The 17,551-nt window shown below is 39.4% G+C and carries 17 protein-coding genes; 10 read left to right on the top strand and 7 right to left on the bottom strand.

Annotated features, from left to right (window positions below; translation table 11 throughout):
* Positions 1 to 127: 127 nt before the first annotated feature.
* On the bottom strand, positions 128 to 1,408 hold the full coding sequence (locus XEN7305_RS03790; protein WP_006508018.1) for a serine protease: 1,281 nt from the start codon (positions 1,406 to 1,408) through the stop codon (positions 128 to 130).
* A 108-nt stretch (positions 1,409 to 1,516) separates the two neighbouring features.
* Here XEN7305_RS03790 and XEN7305_RS03785 point away from each other — a divergent pair, with 108 nt between their 5' ends.
* The 7 genes from XEN7305_RS03785 to XEN7305_RS03755 all read left to right on the top strand — a co-directional run bounded on the left by XEN7305_RS03785 (position 1,517) and on the right by XEN7305_RS03755 (position 8,564).
* Complete coding sequence (locus XEN7305_RS03785) at positions 1,517 to 1,996, top strand: YchJ family protein (RefSeq protein WP_040896663.1); 480 nt, start codon at positions 1,517 to 1,519, stop codon at positions 1,994 to 1,996.
* A gap of 354 nt (positions 1,997 to 2,350) precedes the next feature.
* Entirely contained in the window at positions 2,351 to 3,124 is a 774-nt protein-coding gene (locus XEN7305_RS03780; RefSeq protein WP_006508016.1) for an LOG family protein, read from the top strand.
* 120 nt (positions 3,125 to 3,244) lie between these two features.
* Positions 3,245 to 4,534: a pitrilysin family protein gene (locus tag XEN7305_RS03775; protein ID WP_006508015.1), complete on the top strand. Its 1,290-nt coding sequence runs from the start codon at positions 3,245 to 3,247 to the stop codon at positions 4,532 to 4,534.
* A 278-nt stretch (positions 4,535 to 4,812) separates the two neighbouring features.
* Complete coding sequence (locus XEN7305_RS03770) at positions 4,813 to 5,016, top strand: hypothetical protein (RefSeq protein ID WP_006508014.1); 204 nt, start codon at positions 4,813 to 4,815, stop codon at positions 5,014 to 5,016.
* A 2-nt stretch (positions 5,017 to 5,018) separates the two neighbouring features.
* Entirely contained in the window at positions 5,019 to 6,317 is a 1,299-nt protein-coding gene (locus tag XEN7305_RS03765; protein WP_006508013.1) for an ATP-binding protein, read from the top strand.
* Positions 6,318 to 6,385: 68 nt separating this feature from the next.
* A complete protein-coding gene (locus XEN7305_RS03760; protein WP_006508012.1) occupies positions 6,386 to 7,312 on the top strand; it encodes a TIGR01777 family oxidoreductase in 927 nt (308 codons plus the stop codon).
* A gap of 10 nt (positions 7,313 to 7,322) precedes the next feature.
* Complete coding sequence (locus XEN7305_RS03755) at positions 7,323 to 8,564, top strand: hypothetical protein (protein ID WP_006508011.1); 1,242 nt, start codon at positions 7,323 to 7,325, stop codon at positions 8,562 to 8,564.
* A 3-nt stretch (positions 8,565 to 8,567) separates the two neighbouring features.
* Here the strand turns inward: XEN7305_RS03755 and XEN7305_RS03750 are convergent, their stop codons facing one another.
* Positions 8,568 to 9,029, bottom strand: coding sequence for an SRPBCC family protein (locus tag XEN7305_RS03750; protein ID WP_040896668.1), 462 nt, complete (start codon positions 9,027 to 9,029; stop codon positions 8,568 to 8,570).
* Positions 9,030 to 9,155: 126 nt separating this feature from the next.
* Here XEN7305_RS03750 and dctP point away from each other — a divergent pair, with 126 nt between their 5' ends.
* Complete coding sequence (dctP, locus tag XEN7305_RS03745; RefSeq protein WP_006508009.1) at positions 9,156 to 10,256, top strand: TRAP transporter substrate-binding protein DctP; 1,101 nt, start codon at positions 9,156 to 9,158, stop codon at positions 10,254 to 10,256.
* 48 nt (positions 10,257 to 10,304) lie between these two features.
* On the opposite strand, the gene XEN7305_RS03740 is transcribed toward dctP, so the two are convergent.
* From XEN7305_RS03740 to XEN7305_RS03725, 4 genes are all read right to left on the bottom strand, one after another.
* The gene (locus tag XEN7305_RS03740) at positions 10,305 to 10,526 is read right to left on the bottom strand and encodes a hypothetical protein (protein WP_040896660.1); all 222 of its coding nucleotides are present in this window, start codon (positions 10,524 to 10,526) and stop codon (positions 10,305 to 10,307) included.
* 171 nt (positions 10,527 to 10,697) lie between these two features.
* Positions 10,698 to 11,963 (bottom strand): hypothetical protein, encoded by a 1,266-nt coding sequence (locus XEN7305_RS03735; protein WP_006508007.1) that lies wholly within the window; start codon positions 11,961 to 11,963, stop codon positions 10,698 to 10,700.
* Between the two features lie 690 nt (positions 11,964 to 12,653).
* Complete coding sequence (locus XEN7305_RS03730; RefSeq protein ID WP_006508006.1) at positions 12,654 to 13,811, bottom strand: DUF1822 family protein; 1,158 nt, start codon at positions 13,809 to 13,811, stop codon at positions 12,654 to 12,656.
* A 69-nt stretch (positions 13,812 to 13,880) separates the two neighbouring features.
* Complete coding sequence (locus tag XEN7305_RS03725) at positions 13,881 to 15,077, bottom strand: sigma-70 family RNA polymerase sigma factor (RefSeq protein ID WP_006508005.1); 1,197 nt, start codon at positions 15,075 to 15,077, stop codon at positions 13,881 to 13,883.
* A gap of 189 nt (positions 15,078 to 15,266) precedes the next feature.
* On the opposite strand from XEN7305_RS03725, the gene XEN7305_RS03720 reads away from it, so the two are divergent.
* Both XEN7305_RS03720 and XEN7305_RS03715 read left to right on the top strand, forming a co-directional pair.
* The gene (locus XEN7305_RS03720) at positions 15,267 to 15,848 is read left to right on the top strand and encodes a Uma2 family endonuclease (RefSeq protein WP_006508004.1); all 582 of its coding nucleotides are present in this window, start codon (positions 15,267 to 15,269) and stop codon (positions 15,846 to 15,848) included.
* A 243-nt stretch (positions 15,849 to 16,091) separates the two neighbouring features.
* A complete protein-coding gene (locus tag XEN7305_RS03715) occupies positions 16,092 to 16,673 on the top strand; it encodes a DUF2808 domain-containing protein (RefSeq protein ID WP_006508003.1) in 582 nt (193 codons plus the stop codon).
* A gap of 353 nt (positions 16,674 to 17,026) precedes the next feature.
* Here the strand turns inward: XEN7305_RS03715 and XEN7305_RS27370 are convergent, their stop codons facing one another.
* A complete protein-coding gene (locus tag XEN7305_RS27370) occupies positions 17,027 to 17,203 on the bottom strand; it encodes a DUF4278 domain-containing protein (protein ID WP_006508002.1) in 177 nt (58 codons plus the stop codon).
* Positions 17,204 to 17,551: the final 348 nt, after the last annotated feature.

Below are 17,551 nucleotides of genomic sequence, written 5' to 3'. Positions count from 1 at the left end.
GGCGTTGCTGAATCCAGATATGAATTCGTTTCGCGCAAAGGCGCAAAGACGCAAAGAAAGAAGCAAAGAAGATTAGTCCAAAATTCTTTCATGTTTTAAATCAGCAACGCCAAAAATTCAAGGATAATTATAATTTTTTGCAAGGATCACCTAAGAGCAAAAAGCCGCATCCAGGAGAAGGTTCATCTCGAATCATATTTTTTAGCGAAAAACCACTATAAATATCTTCGATAACATCCTGGGGAGCTTCTAATTCGATCGCTCCGGTGATATCTTCCCTCACATCGACATCCAAAACGCCACTAGTTGTATTGTCTTGACTCAGCGCGGTCAAGCCAGAATTGATAAAATCTCTGGTTGGTGCTTGCTCATTAAAGAGTAACTTCAAATTGATTCCCAGCTCTTGCCACAAAGACCAGAAATTTCCTGTGTTTTGGCCGCTACTAAATTGGGAATGCAAGACGGGAGCAGTATAATTAACCGCTGCCTGCACCAAGTCCTGAACCTCATTGGACTCCAAATCTCCCGACTCCAATGCTTGTCGATTTGTCTCTGCCAATTCCAGCGAACAATATTGCCTGACCAACTTTCCTTTATCAGCCGAACCGCGCCCATGAATCCCCACAACATAACCTTCACTATCAAAAACGGGACCGCCACTCATTCCAGGACGAGTCAGATCAAAATAAAACAGGTTATAGCCATTTTCGCTTTGAGCGGTCGCAATTTTTCTAGTGACAGGAGTCCAGGCCAAACGACGTTTGCGACGAGCGACTTTTCCTTTACAAACCCCTGTTGTCGGATCTTTTTCCTTTTCAGGATCTGGCCAGCCCGAAATATAAACCTGATCGCCAATGGCAACGCGATCAGCATCCCCCACTGAGGCGATCGGATATTCATTTTTGCTTTCAAAACTTACGATCGCCAGATCCGTTCCCGCCAATCTATTCGGAATGGTTATAGAATAGCAACCAAAACGAATTAATTTTTGGATCTCTATGCGTTCTTGCAGTGGGCAATTTCGACGATCATTGACCTCGGAAATCGGATGCACCTCGCCATCACTAGTGCGAATTCCATAGGGAATATTTTGCTCTAAATATCTCTGCTTGAAGTTGTGGGTTACCGTTAGGGCATAGTAGGTATTCTTTCTCCGAGCAACAATGACCCCTGAGCCGGGATTCCAGACCCCATCAGCATTCTTTTTACTAGCCAAAGGATTATTGCGATTAGCTTCTAGCTCGGAAACCAGGTCGGGAGTTAGGCCAGGAGCGATTACCACAGTTGTTTGTCTGGCGATCGCATTAATTTCTTCTAAGGACAAATTTCCCCAAGCAGGACTGGCAAGGATGCTGGTTAATCCCAATCCCAAGAAGACTTGCACCGTAGTTTTGATTGCAGAAAACATGTTGAATCTGATGTCGAGATCTTTCATCAATTCTATCGAATCTGCTAACTTAAACTCACCAACTTTAAGATAATTCAAGTTTCACCCATTACCCATTACCCTCTAATCGTGAACACCAATCAACTTTGTCCCTGCCAAAGTCGCAAAAAATATCAATATTGCTGCGGACTATACTTATCAGGAAAAAAATTGCCCACAACCGCAGAGCAACTAATGCGATCGCGCTACACTGCTTTTTGCCGGAAAGATGTTGATTATTTGATTGCCACCCATCATCCTGATAAGCGAACTGATAACGAGCAAAAACGACTGGCGATCGCCAATAGTATGAAAAACACTAGTTGGCTAGGTTTAAATATTATTGATGCGAGTCAAGGAAAAAAGACCGATAAGATTGCCTATGTAGAATTTATGGCAGTCTTTCAAACCGATAAAATTCAGCAACTCCATGAACGCTCCAAGTTCATTAAAATCGCAGGCAAGTGGCTCTATTTAGAAGGTGAGGTTTTACCCGATCTAATTCCCAAACGGAATGATGATTGTTGGTGTGGAAGCGGGAAAAAATATAAGAAATGTCATGGAGAGTAGTGCCGCTTCGCGGAAGTAATGAGTAATAAGTAATGAGTATTGATCTATCGACTTTTTGCTCTTTGTTACATAGATAGCTTATTCACACGTCTACTAGGATTGCTGAGTAGGATGAAAGAAGATAACCAACCCAACTTATTCGTTTTCCAACGTCAGCATCCAACAAATTTGCTTCGTTATGTCCGAGAGAAACAATTTGTTTCCTAGGAGTTCGACGAATTTTATTTTTGATTAAATTTTCCAAGTTTAACAATGAAGTAATAGGCTTTTCCCTAAATCCCCAAATCCCTAAATCCCCAAATCCTTATTCAGAACTAGTAAATTTTGTACTCATCAAACTCACGTTTTCCACCCATGAACAGTCAACAGCGATCGCCAAAACCAGAATGTAATCTCACCCCAGCCCCCGACACAGTAAATATTGCCGACTCTGAAGCGGCCTTTGAAGTAATTCATGATACATTGCTGAATCTTTGGGATACGGTCAATAAATTGAGCAGTATTCGACCTCCCAAAAGAGAGCGCTATCGAGTTACCATCTTTGGCTCAGCACGCATTCAGCCAGGAACTAGTATGTATAATGGAGTTCGCTACCTAGCAGAACAACTGACAATTATGGGCTGCGATATCATCACTGGAGGTGGCCCTGGTTTGATGCAAGCAGCGAATGAAGGCAGTGTGATTGCCGACCCGGAAAATCTCACCCAATCGATTGGAATCCGTATCGATTTAGGATTCGAGCAACAGGCTAATCCCTTTGTGGAAGAAGTTTATCTACACAAGACTTTCTTTTCTCGACTGCATCACTTTGTAATTGCCTCTGATGCTTTTGTGGTACTACCAGGAGGCATTGGCACAGCTTTGGAAACCTTTATGATCTGGCAATTACTGCAAGTTCGAAAACTCCATGCTACTCCCTTTATTACAGTCGGAGAAATGTGGAAAGAATTGGCGGTTTGGGCACAAAAATATACTGTCGAAGTCGATCCTCCAATGGCAGATCCCGCAGACATGAGAATTCCTAATTGTGTTGATACCTATGAAGAGGCGATCGCATTATTACGGGAAGCCCATACACAGTGGAAATATTGCCAAGATGAGGGATTAGGGGTAAGGGATGAGGGATGAGGGATGAGGGATGAGGGATGGGGGATCAGGAAAAATGATTGATATTGTGTCACGATGGAGCAAAGATAAGATAAATCAAGTGTTTTATAATCAACCAATAAGTATTTCTTTGATAAAATAATGACATCAACTTTAGTGACAAAACCGCAACTTAACGCACCGACCATTCACCAACTGCCTAATGGTTTAACTATTATTGCCGAACAAATGCCAGTAGAAGCAGTAAATCTTAATGTCTGGTTGAATGTTGGTTCGACTAAAGAATCTGATGAAATTAATGGGATGGCTCATTTTTTGGAGCATATGGTGTTTAAAGGTACTTCAAACCTGGGAATAGGAGAATTCGAGCAATTAATCGAAGAAAGAGGCGCGGTAACTAACGCGGCAACTAGTCAGGACTATACCCATTACTACATCACTACAGCTCCCAAAGATTTTGCCCAGCTTGCTCCTCTGCAACTAGATGTGGTGCTCAACCCCAGCTTAGAGCATGAGGCATTTGAGCGAGAAAAACTAGTTGTCTTAGAAGAGATTCGTCGTTCTGATGATAATCCCCGTCGTCGTACTTATTATCAGGCGATGGAAACTTGTTTTGAGAATTTGCCCTATCGTCGTCGTGTTTTAGGCCCTGCGGAAGTAATTGCCAATCTGCGATCGCAACAAATGAAGGATTTCCATGGCCATTGGTACCAACCATCCTCGATGACAGCGGCCGTAGTGGGAAATTTACCCGTGGACGAGTTGATTGACATTGTTACCCAAGGTTTTGAGCAGCATTATCAAAATGACACTGATTTAGGGAAATCTACGACCCAATCTTTGCCTGATCCAGAGACTGCTTTTAAATCTATTGTTCGTCATGAATCTACCGATAGTAGTTTACAACAAGCTCGCATGGTAATGATGTGGCGCGTTCCAGGAATGATTGAGCTGGCACAAACCTATGCATTGGATATTTTGGCGGTGATTTTGGGTCAAGGTAGAGTGTCTCGGTTATTTAGAGAGCTTCGTGAAGAAAAAGGATTAGTCACTCAAGTAGGAGTTAGTAACATGACTCAAACTCAACAGGGTGTTTTTTATATCTCAGCTCAGCTGCCGACAGAGAATATTGCCGAAGTGGAAAAGGCGATCGCGAATCAAATTCAGCAATTACAAACCGAACTGATTGCCGAAAAAGATATTGCGAGAATTCGCACACAAGTTGCTAATCGCTTTATCTTTGCTAATGAAAGACCCAGCGATCGCGCTAATCTTTATGGTTATTATTATTCCCAGTTACAGGATCTTGCCCCAGCATTAAACTATCCCCAACGTATTCAGGCGATCGATGCTCAGGCTTTGCAAACCGCAGCCCAAAGATATCTTGATCCCAAGGCTTATGGTATTGTCATCATGAAACCGAATAATTAAAAAGTTCTAAATTACTAATTTTGCGAACTTCGATTGAGAAGCCGCGATCGCTTTGTGTTAGATTCCCCAAAAAAACTATTAGCCAAAGCAATGTGTTTGTTGTAGTTGACCTTGATATCACTATTTAAATTAAAGTTATGAATCTAATGTTGTCATTAGAATTGATCAATTATATCCTTGTTTCAAAGAAAATGAAGCGAAAAGCGCTAAAGTAAAGCCAGCCTAATGACAAGATTTCGACTTCTTTGTACACCCTATTAACTTCTTGGAGGTTAATGATGTTTCATGATCAAATTGTCGAGGAAATCCACAAAATTCGTGAAGAGTACTCTCGTTCATTCAATCATGATTTGAAAGCCGTCTTTGCCGATTTACAAAAACAGCAACTAGAAAGTGAAAGAGAGGTTGTAAATTCATCCCAAAAGCCCAGCCAAAAAAAACGTTGGAGCGAACAAGTAAAAGATCCTAAAAATCTTAAATAAAAATGACTAAATTATTTGCCGATAGTAAATTTTTGCTGCAACAAACTGCCTCCCTGCTGATTTATCAGTCGGTGTTGCAAAACCCTGTCGGCGAAGCCTATCTCAATCTGCTCAACAATCTCTACACATTCAGTAGCGAAGTTAATCTTAACCGACCAACCTCTATTACTTGTTTGCAAGCCTATAGTAAATGGTTCAATACTTTGGCTTTAGTTAATCTTTCCTGGCGAGACTATTTAGTCCAACAAATATTGTTAGACGACAATCCTTTTAGCAAACAAGTTCAAACTAGATCTTTAGACGAGATTTCTCCGTCTCTAATTGAAGCCGCTAAACATGATCTGACAATTCTCCAAAGAATTTATCAATGCCGTACCGAACAAATTGTGAAATCAGTACAAAAAGCATCTCAATATCACGATACGATTATTGCTTGGCAACAAGAGGTTGCTTCTCTTAGCTTTTTTGATGATCACGAAAATTGGAGCGAAACTTTAAAAGAACTAGCAATCTATTATCGCAAACATGGCACAGGTATTTTTGCTCGCTATCGCGCTCTTACTTGGCAAGATAAACAATTACAAGGCATTCCTTGCCCTGATCCGATCAGTCTAGACGAAATCGTCGGTTACGAAGACCAGAAAGCAACTTTAGTTAAAAATACCGAATTTCTCTTGGACGGATATGCAGCCTTAAACGTTTTGCTTTACGGTAGCCGGGGTTCTGGGAAGTCTTCTTTGGTTAAAGCTCTTTTATCTAAATATAGCGATCGCGGATTGAGACTAATTGAAGTCACTAAGTCCCAACTACAACATCTTCCTCAGATAGTTTCCCAAATTCGAGATATCCCCCAGAAATTTATCATTTTCGTTGATGATCTTTCCTTTGAGGAAGACGACGATGCGTTTAAAGCTTTAAAAGTAGTCCTCGAAGGCAATGTGACAGCGAAAGCAACCAATACAGTTGTTTATGCGACGAGCAATCGCAGACATCTAATTCGGGAATTCTTTGACGATCGCCCACGACCTCAAGATAGTGATGAGATTCATAATTGGGATACAGTACAAGAGAAATTATCCTTTAGCGATCGCTTTGGCTTGACTCTAACTTTTGAACCAGCCAATCAAGATACCTATCTGCAAATTGTGCATCATCTAGCGCAAAAAGCCAAAATTGCGATCGCCAAGCAGGAATTAGAATTTCGGGCCAAACAATGGGCAACTCGCCACAATGGTAGATCGGGACGCACTGCCAGACAGTTTATTAACTATTTGCAAGCGGAAGTAATGAGTAATAAGTAATGAGTAATGAGTAATAAGTGTAAAATGACCCTTGGTTTCTAGGTACAAAATTTTTTGAGTCATCAAGCGTGAAAATAGCAATTACAGGAGCAACAGGATTTGTTGGTAGTCGTTTAGTCCAAAAACTAAATGCAGAAAACCACCAGATAATCGTCTTAACTCGCAACTTAGTCAGAGCACAAAAGATTTTTCCCGGGTTAACTTTTCCTAATGTAGAATTTGTCGGTTATACACCAAAAGAGTCGGGAGAATGGCAAGAATCTATCTCCGGTTGTGACGCTGTCATCAATTTAGCAGGAGAGCCGATCGCCGAACGCTGGACAACTCAGTTGAAACAGGAAATCCTTGAGAGTCGACAATTAGGAACTAGGAAAATTGTTGAAGCGATCGCAAAAGCGGCAGTCAAGCCCCAAGTCCTCATTAGTGGCTCAGCTATTGGCTATTACGGCACTAGTGAAACCGCAACCTTTGAAGAAACTAGTCCTTCAGGAAAGGATTTTTTAGCAGAAGTCTGCCAAAAATGGGAAGCGGAAGCCACTAAAGTTGAAGAATTCGGAGTCCGCTTAGCAATTATCCGTGTCGGGATTGTGTTGGCCAATGGTGGTGGAGCCTTAGCCAAAATGATTAGCCCCTTCAAATTATTTGCTGGTGGGCCAATTGGCACTGGAAGACAATGGTTTTCTTGGATTCATCGCGATGATTTGGTAAATATGCTGGTTGAAGCCGTCACTAATGAGCAAATGTCGGGAGTATATAACGCTACTTCGCCTAATCCAGTAAAAATGAGCAAATTTTGTCAACAGTTTGGGGAAGCAATGAACCGTCCCTCCTGGCTGCCTGTTCCCGAATTTGCCTTGGAATTACTTTTAGGAGATGGGGCAATTGTAGTACTTGAAGGACAAAAAGTATTACCCAAAAAAGCTCAAACCCTGGGTTTTCAGTTTCGATATCCTGAACTAAAATCAGCATTAAGGGAAATCGTTAATAACCTATAGAGAATTCAGGATGAATAAGGAAAAATGGTGGAAAATTTCTAATTCTATTTCTCTTTTATTTTTGGTGTTAATTGGTTCTATGTGGTTGCACACAACCAGAAAATATCAACCTAATGAGAATGAATTGAGCAATAAAACCGAAGTCGATAAATATTTGTTGGCTAATTTTTCTAATCTTCCCACCAAGCGAATCCCCACAGGAGTTTTTATTGAATCCCTGAAATTTAATAACTCGACTGAAGTTAATGTCACTGGTTATATTTGGCAAATTTATGATCGCTCCCAATATAAAGATATTCCAGGTGATGAAATTCCTGTGGGATTTATTCTCCCTGAAGCAGTTAACAGTGGCGATAATATTGACCCAACTTTTGCCTATCGAGATCATACAAAAGATAACAAAGAAGTCATTGGTTGGTATTTTGAAACGACCTTAAAACAGCTATTTGATTATTCAAAATACCCCTTCGATCATAAAGTAGTTTGGATTCGCTTCTGGAGTCGAGATTTCGAGAGAAAAACTATTTTAGTGCCCAGTTTTGACTCATATAAATCAACAGAATTGAACGATGCCTTTGGTTATGATCAAAAAATCGTGTTAGATCATTGGGAACTATTAGAGACTTTTTTTGACTATAGAAAGCAAAGTTATAATACCAATTTTGGTTTTACAGAAGAACGTTTTGACAATCAACCAGAGCTATATTTTAATATAGTAATAAAAAGACATTTCTTCAATTCTTTTGTTATTTATATTTTACCTTTAATTATCATTGCTTGTCTTGTTTTTGCAACTTTGATGATGATTACTAAAAACGAAGAACAATCATCATTGTTTGGGCTGAATACTAGTGATGTGATTGAAGTTTGTGCGGGATTGTTTTTTGTGGTGTTGCTTTCTCAAGTTCAAATTAGAGAACAATTTGCTGGTTCTAGGATTGTCTATCTTGAATTTTTCTATCCTTTAATGTATGTTAATTTGCTGGGAGTTTCTGTGAATTCTTATATATTTTCTCGGATCAATACAGAAAATAATTTAATTTTAAAGTGGATTAATTATGAAGATAATATTATTCCCAAGCTAATTTACTGGCCAACCTTACTAGGATGTTCAGCTCTAATTACAGCAGTTGTCCTTTTGCCAAATCGACACCATTTGCCATCACTAAACAATAATAACCAGTCATTTTTAATTGATAAAAAAACAGTTAGTAAAATCACTGTAGCGACGATGTATTTGGGAGAATCATGATTTTTATTCTTGTACCTTAGTTTCTTCGCATTCTTTTTTTGTCACCTCATGACGATAGCGAAACATATCTTGTAAACGAGCTTTCACCCACCAACCCAAAAGAAGTTCAGCTAACCAGCCCCCTGGTAATTCATAGGCGATCGCATCTATGAGTTTAGTTTGTCCTTTGACATTTTCAAACTGATGTCGATGAGTCCAAGATTTCATCGGGCCTTCTATTTGTTCGTCAATAAATAAAGCGTTGGGTTGACATTCGATATGTTTGGCAACCCATTTTACAGGAATGAAACCCAGATTAATCCGGAATTCGCTAATTGCACCGACACCCAACCCCCCTTCACGACGGATAATTTTTACCGGTTGCCAAGGAGGAGTGAGCAACTCCAGAATATCTGGACGCTCATAAAAACGCCAGACATTTTCTACCGAAGCATTAATTAAGCTGGAATATTTAAAATGCAACATTTCAGTAATTACCATGATTAACTATCAGATTCTACTTCAGTATGACTAATCATAATTTTTAAACTAAAAGCTATATTGGATTTGTGTTCGTATTAATTACTACAAAAATTCTTAAAAGCAATCACTATGAAGCGCAGACAATTACTTTCCAATCTTGCTGTAGGTACAACTACAGCCACTGTATTAGCCGCTTGCAGTCAACCCAGTAGTAATTCTAGTGTCACGAGTGGTAGCCTTCCCACCATAAAATGGCAGATGGTCACAAGTTGGCCTAAGTCCCTAGATACTATATTTGGTGGTGCTCAAACAGTATGCGATCGCGTTTCTGCCATGACTGGAGGCAAATTTACGATCACACCCTATGCCGCAGGGGAAATCGTTCCAGGATTGGAAGTCTTAGATGCCGTACAAAACGGTACAGTCGAATGCGGTCATACCGCTAGCTATTATTATGTAGGGAAAAATTCTGCTTTAGCTTTTGGAACTTCCATGCCTTTTGGTCTAACTGCCCAGCAACAAAATGCTTGGTTATATCATGGTGGTGGGCTAGAAGCGATGCATAAAATCTATGCCGATTTTAATATCATCAATTTTCCTGCTGGTAATACGGGAGCGCAAATGGGAGGCTGGTTTAAGAAGAAAGTTCAATCTCTTGACGACCTTCAAGGCTTAAAAATGCGAATTCCTGGGTTAGGGGGAAAAGTAATGTCTCGTCTGGGAGTCAATGTGCAGGTTTTGCCTGGTGGAGAAATTTTCTTAGCTTTAGATCGCGGAGCTATTGATGCTGCTGAATGGGTGGGCCCCTATGATGACGAAAAGTTGGGATTAAATAAAGCTGCTCCTTATTATTATTATCCTGGTTGGTGGGAACCTGGAGCCACCCTGGAAGTTCAGGTCAATAAATCAAAATGGGATAGTTTGCCCCCAGAATATCAGGAAGTTTTCAAAACCGCGGCCATGGAAGCAAATCTCAATATGCTATCTCAATACGATGCCTTGAATCGGGAAGCTTTAACTAGGTTATTAGACAATGGAACTGAATTAGTTGCCTATAGTCCAAATATCTTAGCCGCAGCCCAAAAAGCAGCTTTTGAGATTTATGAAGAAAACGCCGCAGATAACGCCAGTTTTAAGGAAATATATCAGCAATGGGATGAATTTCGCTCTTTAATATCCCAATGGAACAAGATTAACGAATTAAGCTTTGCTAATTTTGTTTCTAAATGATGGAGAACTAGAGATTAGGGATTGTGAATTGGGAAGTAGGAAGATGACTTAGATAATTTTAAATGATTCAATCTCTAATACAGGCCCAATCATTGAAATTGTCAGAATATCTTCCCTAATTTTTCCTTTAATCTTTACTCTGTCAATATCTTGGCGCAATATTTCTGGGATCTCTTTTAACTCGTAGGTAGTCCCCTCTGGTGTCACTAATGCCCAAACCCCAAAACCAAATCCTTTTTTTTCAATCTTTCCTGTTATCGTAATATCCATCATGTCTAGTTAAGTCAGAATTAAAACTTAAATTATTATCACATTTTACTATCTAAGACATACCAAATTAGTTTTATTTAAGAAAAACAGTCACCGATAAAGAAGTAACTGTTTACGAATAGAATTGGAATTGCTTGCTATATTTTTTTCTCATTCATCTCTGTCTTATATTCAGATAAATTCAGAGATATTGGTTATGAAATCAAGATCTTCGGTAGCAAGGAGCGAATTATCATTTTCGATCTCGAAAATCGGACTATTATTGTAGTCATTAATTCCAGCAGAAAAAGTCAGAGCACCGATTACCGATTGACTACCATCTAAATATTCATAGATTATTTCTCGACGATAATCGATGGTCCCATCAGCATTGGAATCCCGTTCAATAATGTTAGTTAGTTGATTACCCCATATGTCATAGGTATTGGTTTCAGAACGAATAGAATCGATAGTACCATTGACACCCTCATCATATTCACTAATACTAGTTAGTTGATTACCCCAAATATCATAAGTATTAGTCGTTAAATCGCGAGAGTCGATAATACCATCGGCATTGGGATCGGATTCACGAATACGAGTGAGTTGATTACCCCAGATATCATAAGTATTAGTCGTTAAATCACGAGAATCGATAATACCATCGGCATTGGGATCTACCTCAATCAGATTAGTTAATTGATTGCCTCTTCTATTGTAGGTGTTGGTGAAAGTAGCACGAAAATCAATGATGCCGTTAGCATCGTAATCATATTCATCAACACTAGTTAGTTGATTACCTCGTCTGTCATAAGTATTGGTTCTGACATTGCGAAAATCAATGACATCATCAGCATTGGAATCTACTTCAAGAAGACTAGTTAGTTGATTGCCTCTTCTGTCGTAGGTGTTAGTCGTTAAATCGCGCTTATCAATGACATGATCACCATTGGAATCATCTTCATAGATATGAGTTAGTTGATTGCCTCTGCTGTCATAAGTGTAAGTGTCGATCCTACGAAAATCGATGATATCATCAGCATTGGAATCTCTTTCAAAAAGATTAGTTAGTTGATTGCCTCTTCTGTCATAGGTGTTAGTAACTAAATCACGCTGATCAATGATATTGTCAAAATCGAAATCATATTCCTGAACGCTAGTTAGTTGATTCCCCCTTCTGTCATAGGTATTAGTAACTAAATCACGCCGCTCAATGCTACCATTCGCACCAGAATCAAATTCATAGAGACTGGTTAAAAGATTGCCTCTGACATCATAGGTGTTGGTAGTGGAATTGCGATATTCAACAATACCGTCACCGTTTGTATCAGATTCCTCAACACCAACTAATAGATTTCCTCTTCCATCATAAGTTTTGGTTTCAGATTTACGAGAATCGATAACATCATCCCCGTTATTATCAGTGTTAATCGTAATAATTTGAGTTTGAGTTGTCATAATTTCTCACCCTTCCATTTCGAATTTAATTGAGTCTTAATCTTGAAGGGAGGATTTGTAGAGAGTGAAAGTCGCGCTTGCTTGGTATAGCCCTTCTTTCATTCGCAAGATACAAAAGACTCTGCTTTCGGGAATAGGGAACAACAAACTGTATCTTACTTAATCTGAGAAATGCTATAGTTTCCGAAGTTAAGATTTTTCTGTTTTTTATCTTGCCAGCCAAGTTTGCAAAACAAATCCACCTCTGCAAAATTCTCTGTTATTTACTCGGCCAAAACCAAAATAATCTGCCTGCCAAACTTGCCATTTCAACCTCCAGCCTGTTGCGATTACTTGAGATGCTTGTGCTATAGAACCTGAGCAAGGGCGATATTGTTCACTGACTTTTTTTCAGCAATACCGATTCCATCGATTTCTATGTCTTTTAATCGTCCAAATCATCAAGAAGCTTTAACGCCTTAATTATAACAATTATTTGAGAAAGCAAAGTTTATTTGTTTACAAATGTCATAATATCATATAGTAAACACTCTATAAAGATATTATCTTTTGATCAAAATCATAGAAAATTATTAATAATTAAGGCAAGAGCTAAAATAGCTATTAATAATTAAAAACCTTTGGGACTATGAGTTTATAATTCCCAAGATGTTGGGAATCTAAGGGAATTTTTTAGCCTCAAAATAATAGTTAAAACTTTAAAATTTCCGCTTGGTAATCATCGGGAGTCGGTTCGATTTCCCAGATTAAGCTTTCTCCCGCATCTAAAGCAACTTCCAGACCAAGCATTTCAACAGGCTTATTCGCAATAGCTTCATTTCCGACAAAACTCTCTCTGGTTGCTGTCAACAATCGTAAAGTCAACCCTTGAGGAATGACGCTACCTAAGGCAAGACTACGTAACTCAAATCTCCAAGTATCGGGTTCTACAGAGACTATCTTTAACTCATAGGGTTGCTCAGCAATTGTCAGTCTTTTGGCGATCGCAACTGGAGCATCAAGGTTTGCGCTCACGCCCCTAGCCCCCGAGAGATTAGGTTGGAATTCGATTTGCCGCCAACCAAGTTCTGCTATGAAGTCGGAGTAACCTACTTGAAACCATTGCAATACAGAAACTCTAGTGATTCCACGACGTTTCTCGACTAAATTATTCCGCCAAGCCGCATTTTGCATTAACCCCGACCAAATCTCAAAAGGGATGGATAATCTCGGTAACAGATTTTCTTTTTTTCCCAAACGCTGTATAAGATTGTCTGCCTGATTTTCTAGTAATTCTGGAATGGCTGCAATCTCGGCTTGAGTGATTTCGTCAGGACATAATTCTCGGGCAACCCAAAGAGCATTAAGATCAGCAATTAAATCATTGCCATCAAGGGAGTAACTGCGATCGCGATGATCATAGTTAGCAGTCGTTTTAATTTTTTGATGAGTCGTATAACCCCAAACTCTCACAAAATTCGCTTCGATATTAACTTGAACTCCCAAATAATAATTACCGCTCCATTCAGGAATATCAATCCATTCTTGAGGTATTCGTAGTTCTTCGAGATCTTCTGCCTCGGAGGGAATCAAAATTATTTTGGCATCACCCACTACGATCGCGGTGCCATTCACTAGTTCCGAAATATTCCCTAAAGTCTGATTATTTAACCATAATCTTACTGATTCATCTTGTTCTTCCTTGAAAAGAGGGAGCAAGACATCAAGGGTTAATTGGTTAAGATAGGTCTGCCAAAGACTTTGTGCTGTGGCAGCATTTTGGCTCTTTTGCCAAGCTTTTTCCTGTACCGTGGAAGTCAATTCGGTGACTAGCTGATTTGGGTTAAATAGTTCGAGGTTAATATTCATGGCGGTTATACATTGGCTGATTGTAGTGCTTTCCTCTTGGGGAAATAGGCACGGCTTTGCTGATTCTTCTTATTGCGTTTTATCTTTGTAGTGACTGTTGAGCCACTCCTCTATAATTACGCTAATGTTGTTGAGTACGTCAGAGGTTAAGGAGATATGCAGCGTCTCTTTACTCCATTTCGCTAAAGATTTGAGCAAAGATTTTTTGACCCGCGACAGTTTACGGGAAATGTTATATTGCTGTGTCTTTAATTGTTTGGCAATGTCACTTTGTTTGAGCTCTTGGACATAATACAGTTCTAGCAAAAGACGCTCCTCCGGTTTAAGCTGATCCAGTGCCGCGAGTAGAGCATCATGAACTTGATTTTGTTGCTGATTACGCTGTTGGGTTTCTTCCTCAACAATCATATCGCTTAATAACGACTCTTCCACTTCTCCGACCAAGCTATCGGCAATTTCTCCCGAATCGTATCCTGGCTTGGGTTGATTGATTGAAGTTACATTGGGGTATAGATAAGCCCGCGCGGCTTTGACTGAGGCTAAGAGCCATTTTTCGATGGTAATGGCATCGATTATTTCCCCAGAAGCTGAGAGTTGGAGTTTACTTTCCTGATTATATAAATTTGCGATCGCGCCCCAAGTTTCCGCACTGGGTTTACTGAGTTTTTTTGTTGGGCTAGAACGCTCGGGTACATAGATATTTTTGAAGCAAGACCAAGCTAGGACATATTTTTCAATGTTATCTATCGCTAATCCGGCGTTCTGCAAAGATTCTGTCAGCCTTTTCTTGCTCAACTTTCGCAGCAGTGACCATTCTGAGCAAATATCAACTTCTTGGCGCTGGCGTAAAACTTCCCGAATGAGATTGCTAAATGTGATGCCCGCATAACTTTTGAGATTAAAACCGCGATCGCGATCAAAACCCTTTAGTACTTTATCAATACCTGCGATCGCAATTTGAAAGGCATCAGGCAAACTATACTGCGTACTTTGAAAATTGCTGACAGTTTTGCGACTCGACCAAAAACAAGCTTCTTGCAAATAGGCAATCAAATGATCTCTAGCAATACCTGAAGGTTCTTTACACCATTTTTTATGCCAATAGATTGCCCAAAAGTTTTCTGAATGGCTTGCTTGATCCTCTATTGCCAAACATCGATTCATGCTGCGAAGCAATCGGGGATCACTCACCCAATTGCTAAAACGATCAAAATCAAACTGGATAAAGGAAGAAAATATTTCAACTATATTCTGGCGTGCACGCATTTGCCAATGAAATAAACAATTAACTTAGCTTACTACAGAAAATCATTGATTAATCGATCAATAATCATTATTTTATTTAGTTGGGACTTGCTGGCAAAGTTTTCTCGTGAGGATCGCGAACAGGGAACGGGGAACAGGCAACAGTAGCGTTAAGATAATAGTCTAAAGACCTCAGTGGAAAAGAGAAAAATGGAAACGATTGCGATCCCCAAAGGGTTTCGAGTGAACCCAGAGCAATTCGAACAATTAGCGCAAGTTGAACAGATGGCTCGAATGGAGCTAACCAAGGATGGAGAATTAATAATCATGAGTCCCACTGGGGGAGAGGCAGGGAGAAAAAACCGTCGTCTAACACAGCAAATCGGAATTTGGACAGATCGAGATGGTACGGGAGAAGCTTTTGATTCCTCTACAGTATTTGTTTTGCCTAATGGTGCGAGAAGAAGTCCTGACGTTAGCTGGATTAAATTGGAACGTTGGAATGCTTTAACCTTAAAAGAAAAACAGGGTTTTCCTCCTCTTGCTCCTGATTTTGTTATCGAGTTAGTTAGCCCTAGTGATCTGAAGAATCAGAGATACGAAGACTTACAATTAAAGATGCAAGAGTATTTAAATAATGGCGTAAAACTTGGTTGGTTAATTGAACCATCAGCGAAAATAGTGGAAATTTACAGAATCGGCCAGCAAGTAGAGGTTTTAACTAATCCCCAAACTCTATCTGGAGAAGATATCTTGCCTGGATTTACTTTAGATTTAAGTGAAATTTTCTGATAAACGAAGGCAGAAAAATGAATGAATTAATATTTTATTGAAAGTTGCAAATTGACTGAGGGATCGCAAGAAAAGATATGCAATATTGAAAAATCACAAGAAACTCACATTTTTTGTCTCTAATAAATACATTGGCGTTACCAGAATAAAAATGCCTGTAAAAAGAATTTTTTATGTGCTTGCATAAAAGCATTGCGTGCCAGTTAATGCCAATGTATTAGTAAATTTAGAGGATGAAAAATCATGTCTCACCTTATTACTAAAATTCCTTGGACTACAGGAAAAAAAATTGGGCTTGTCACTAGCACTTTAGCTTTAAGTCTATTAATTCCCAACCTCTCTACTACTGTCAACGCTTTTGAAGTTGGTGAAAACGAAACTGTCTTTTTAGCTGCTCCTCGGTTAACTCGTGCTGCCACAACCAATTTGTCTCCCAATGGTCCTTCAATTTATCACTTTACAATTGAAGTCCCAGAAAATGCAGATGAAGCTTTGCAAGCGATAACTGTTTCCCAAAGAGATAATCCAGTTTATATAAATTTCGCGCTCGATAAGAGTAATGCTTTTATGGGTGATAGTTTTGCTGGAGGCCCCAATTTAGCATTAGCCGATATTGGTGGCGATCTCTCTGTCAATCCTAATGATATTACTGTTGTATTTGATGAACCTGTACAGCCAGGAGAAACTGTAACAGTAAGGCTTAGAGCAAAAAGAAATCCTGCTAGGGGTGGTATTTACCTTTTTGGGGTAACTGCTTTTCCAGAAGGAGAGAATAGTTCTGGATTGTATATCGGCTCTAAAAGTTTGCAATTTTATAGCTACTAAACTTTAGTTGTCTAAGTAAAAAGTTAAAAACCGTGTTGGCGATCGCGTTTTTCATCCCCTCTATGTCATTGCTACGCGGTTTTATTATTAGTCCCCACTGCTTCCTCGGAGCAGGGCTGTTTCATTCTCGTAAAAGATAGATGGGGAAATGGGGAGATGGGGATATAGGGAAAACTTTAAAGACTAACGCAGCGCTATCGAATTGTCTAAATATCTGAGGAAATGCGATCGCATTCTCAAATAAAATAAAATGGAAAGAGCGCGATCGCGATTGGTCAATATTTCATCAAAAAACCAGTCTCACTATAAGACTGGCATCAACATTTATTATTAAAGAAAGAGCAATGCTTAAACTAAGCACCATAGGAAATACCGCGATATTTTCTTAGACCTAATTTTGATTGAAAGGGTTGAACAGGACGACGAGGCGTATAAATCTGTCCCAAGAAATGAGCAGTATGTGTTGTCGCGACGGTTTCAACTTGATTATCGGAAGCAGAGTAAGCTTGACCTAAAAAACGTAATTTCATTGTTCTATGTTCTTGTTAATGTTAGATATTTTCTCGTTGATTTCTAATAGGTTTTGGATCTTGAAATATGCACAGAACAAATAGAAGCTAATAGCGATCGCACTCTCAGATAAAACAACATGAGAAAAACGCGATCGCAATTGGGCAGTATTCAATAAAAAACCAGTCTTACTTAGAGACTGGCATGAGCAGGAGAATTATTGAAAGTTGGGGGAAGGCAGAGGGCAGAGGGCAGAGGGCAGAAGGGTTTGAGTCCATTGAGATTTTCTCATCTAAACATGTGTTTTCAAAATCGGATTTAGTATTAGATCTGGATATATGCAGAGACTAGAACAATGATCGCATACT

It is taken from the genome of Xenococcus sp. PCC 7305 (assembly GCF_000332055.1).
Lineage (GTDB): Bacteria > Cyanobacteriota > Cyanobacteriia > Cyanobacteriales > Xenococcaceae > Xenococcus.
This window is presented reverse-complemented; position numbering and strand designations above follow the sequence as displayed.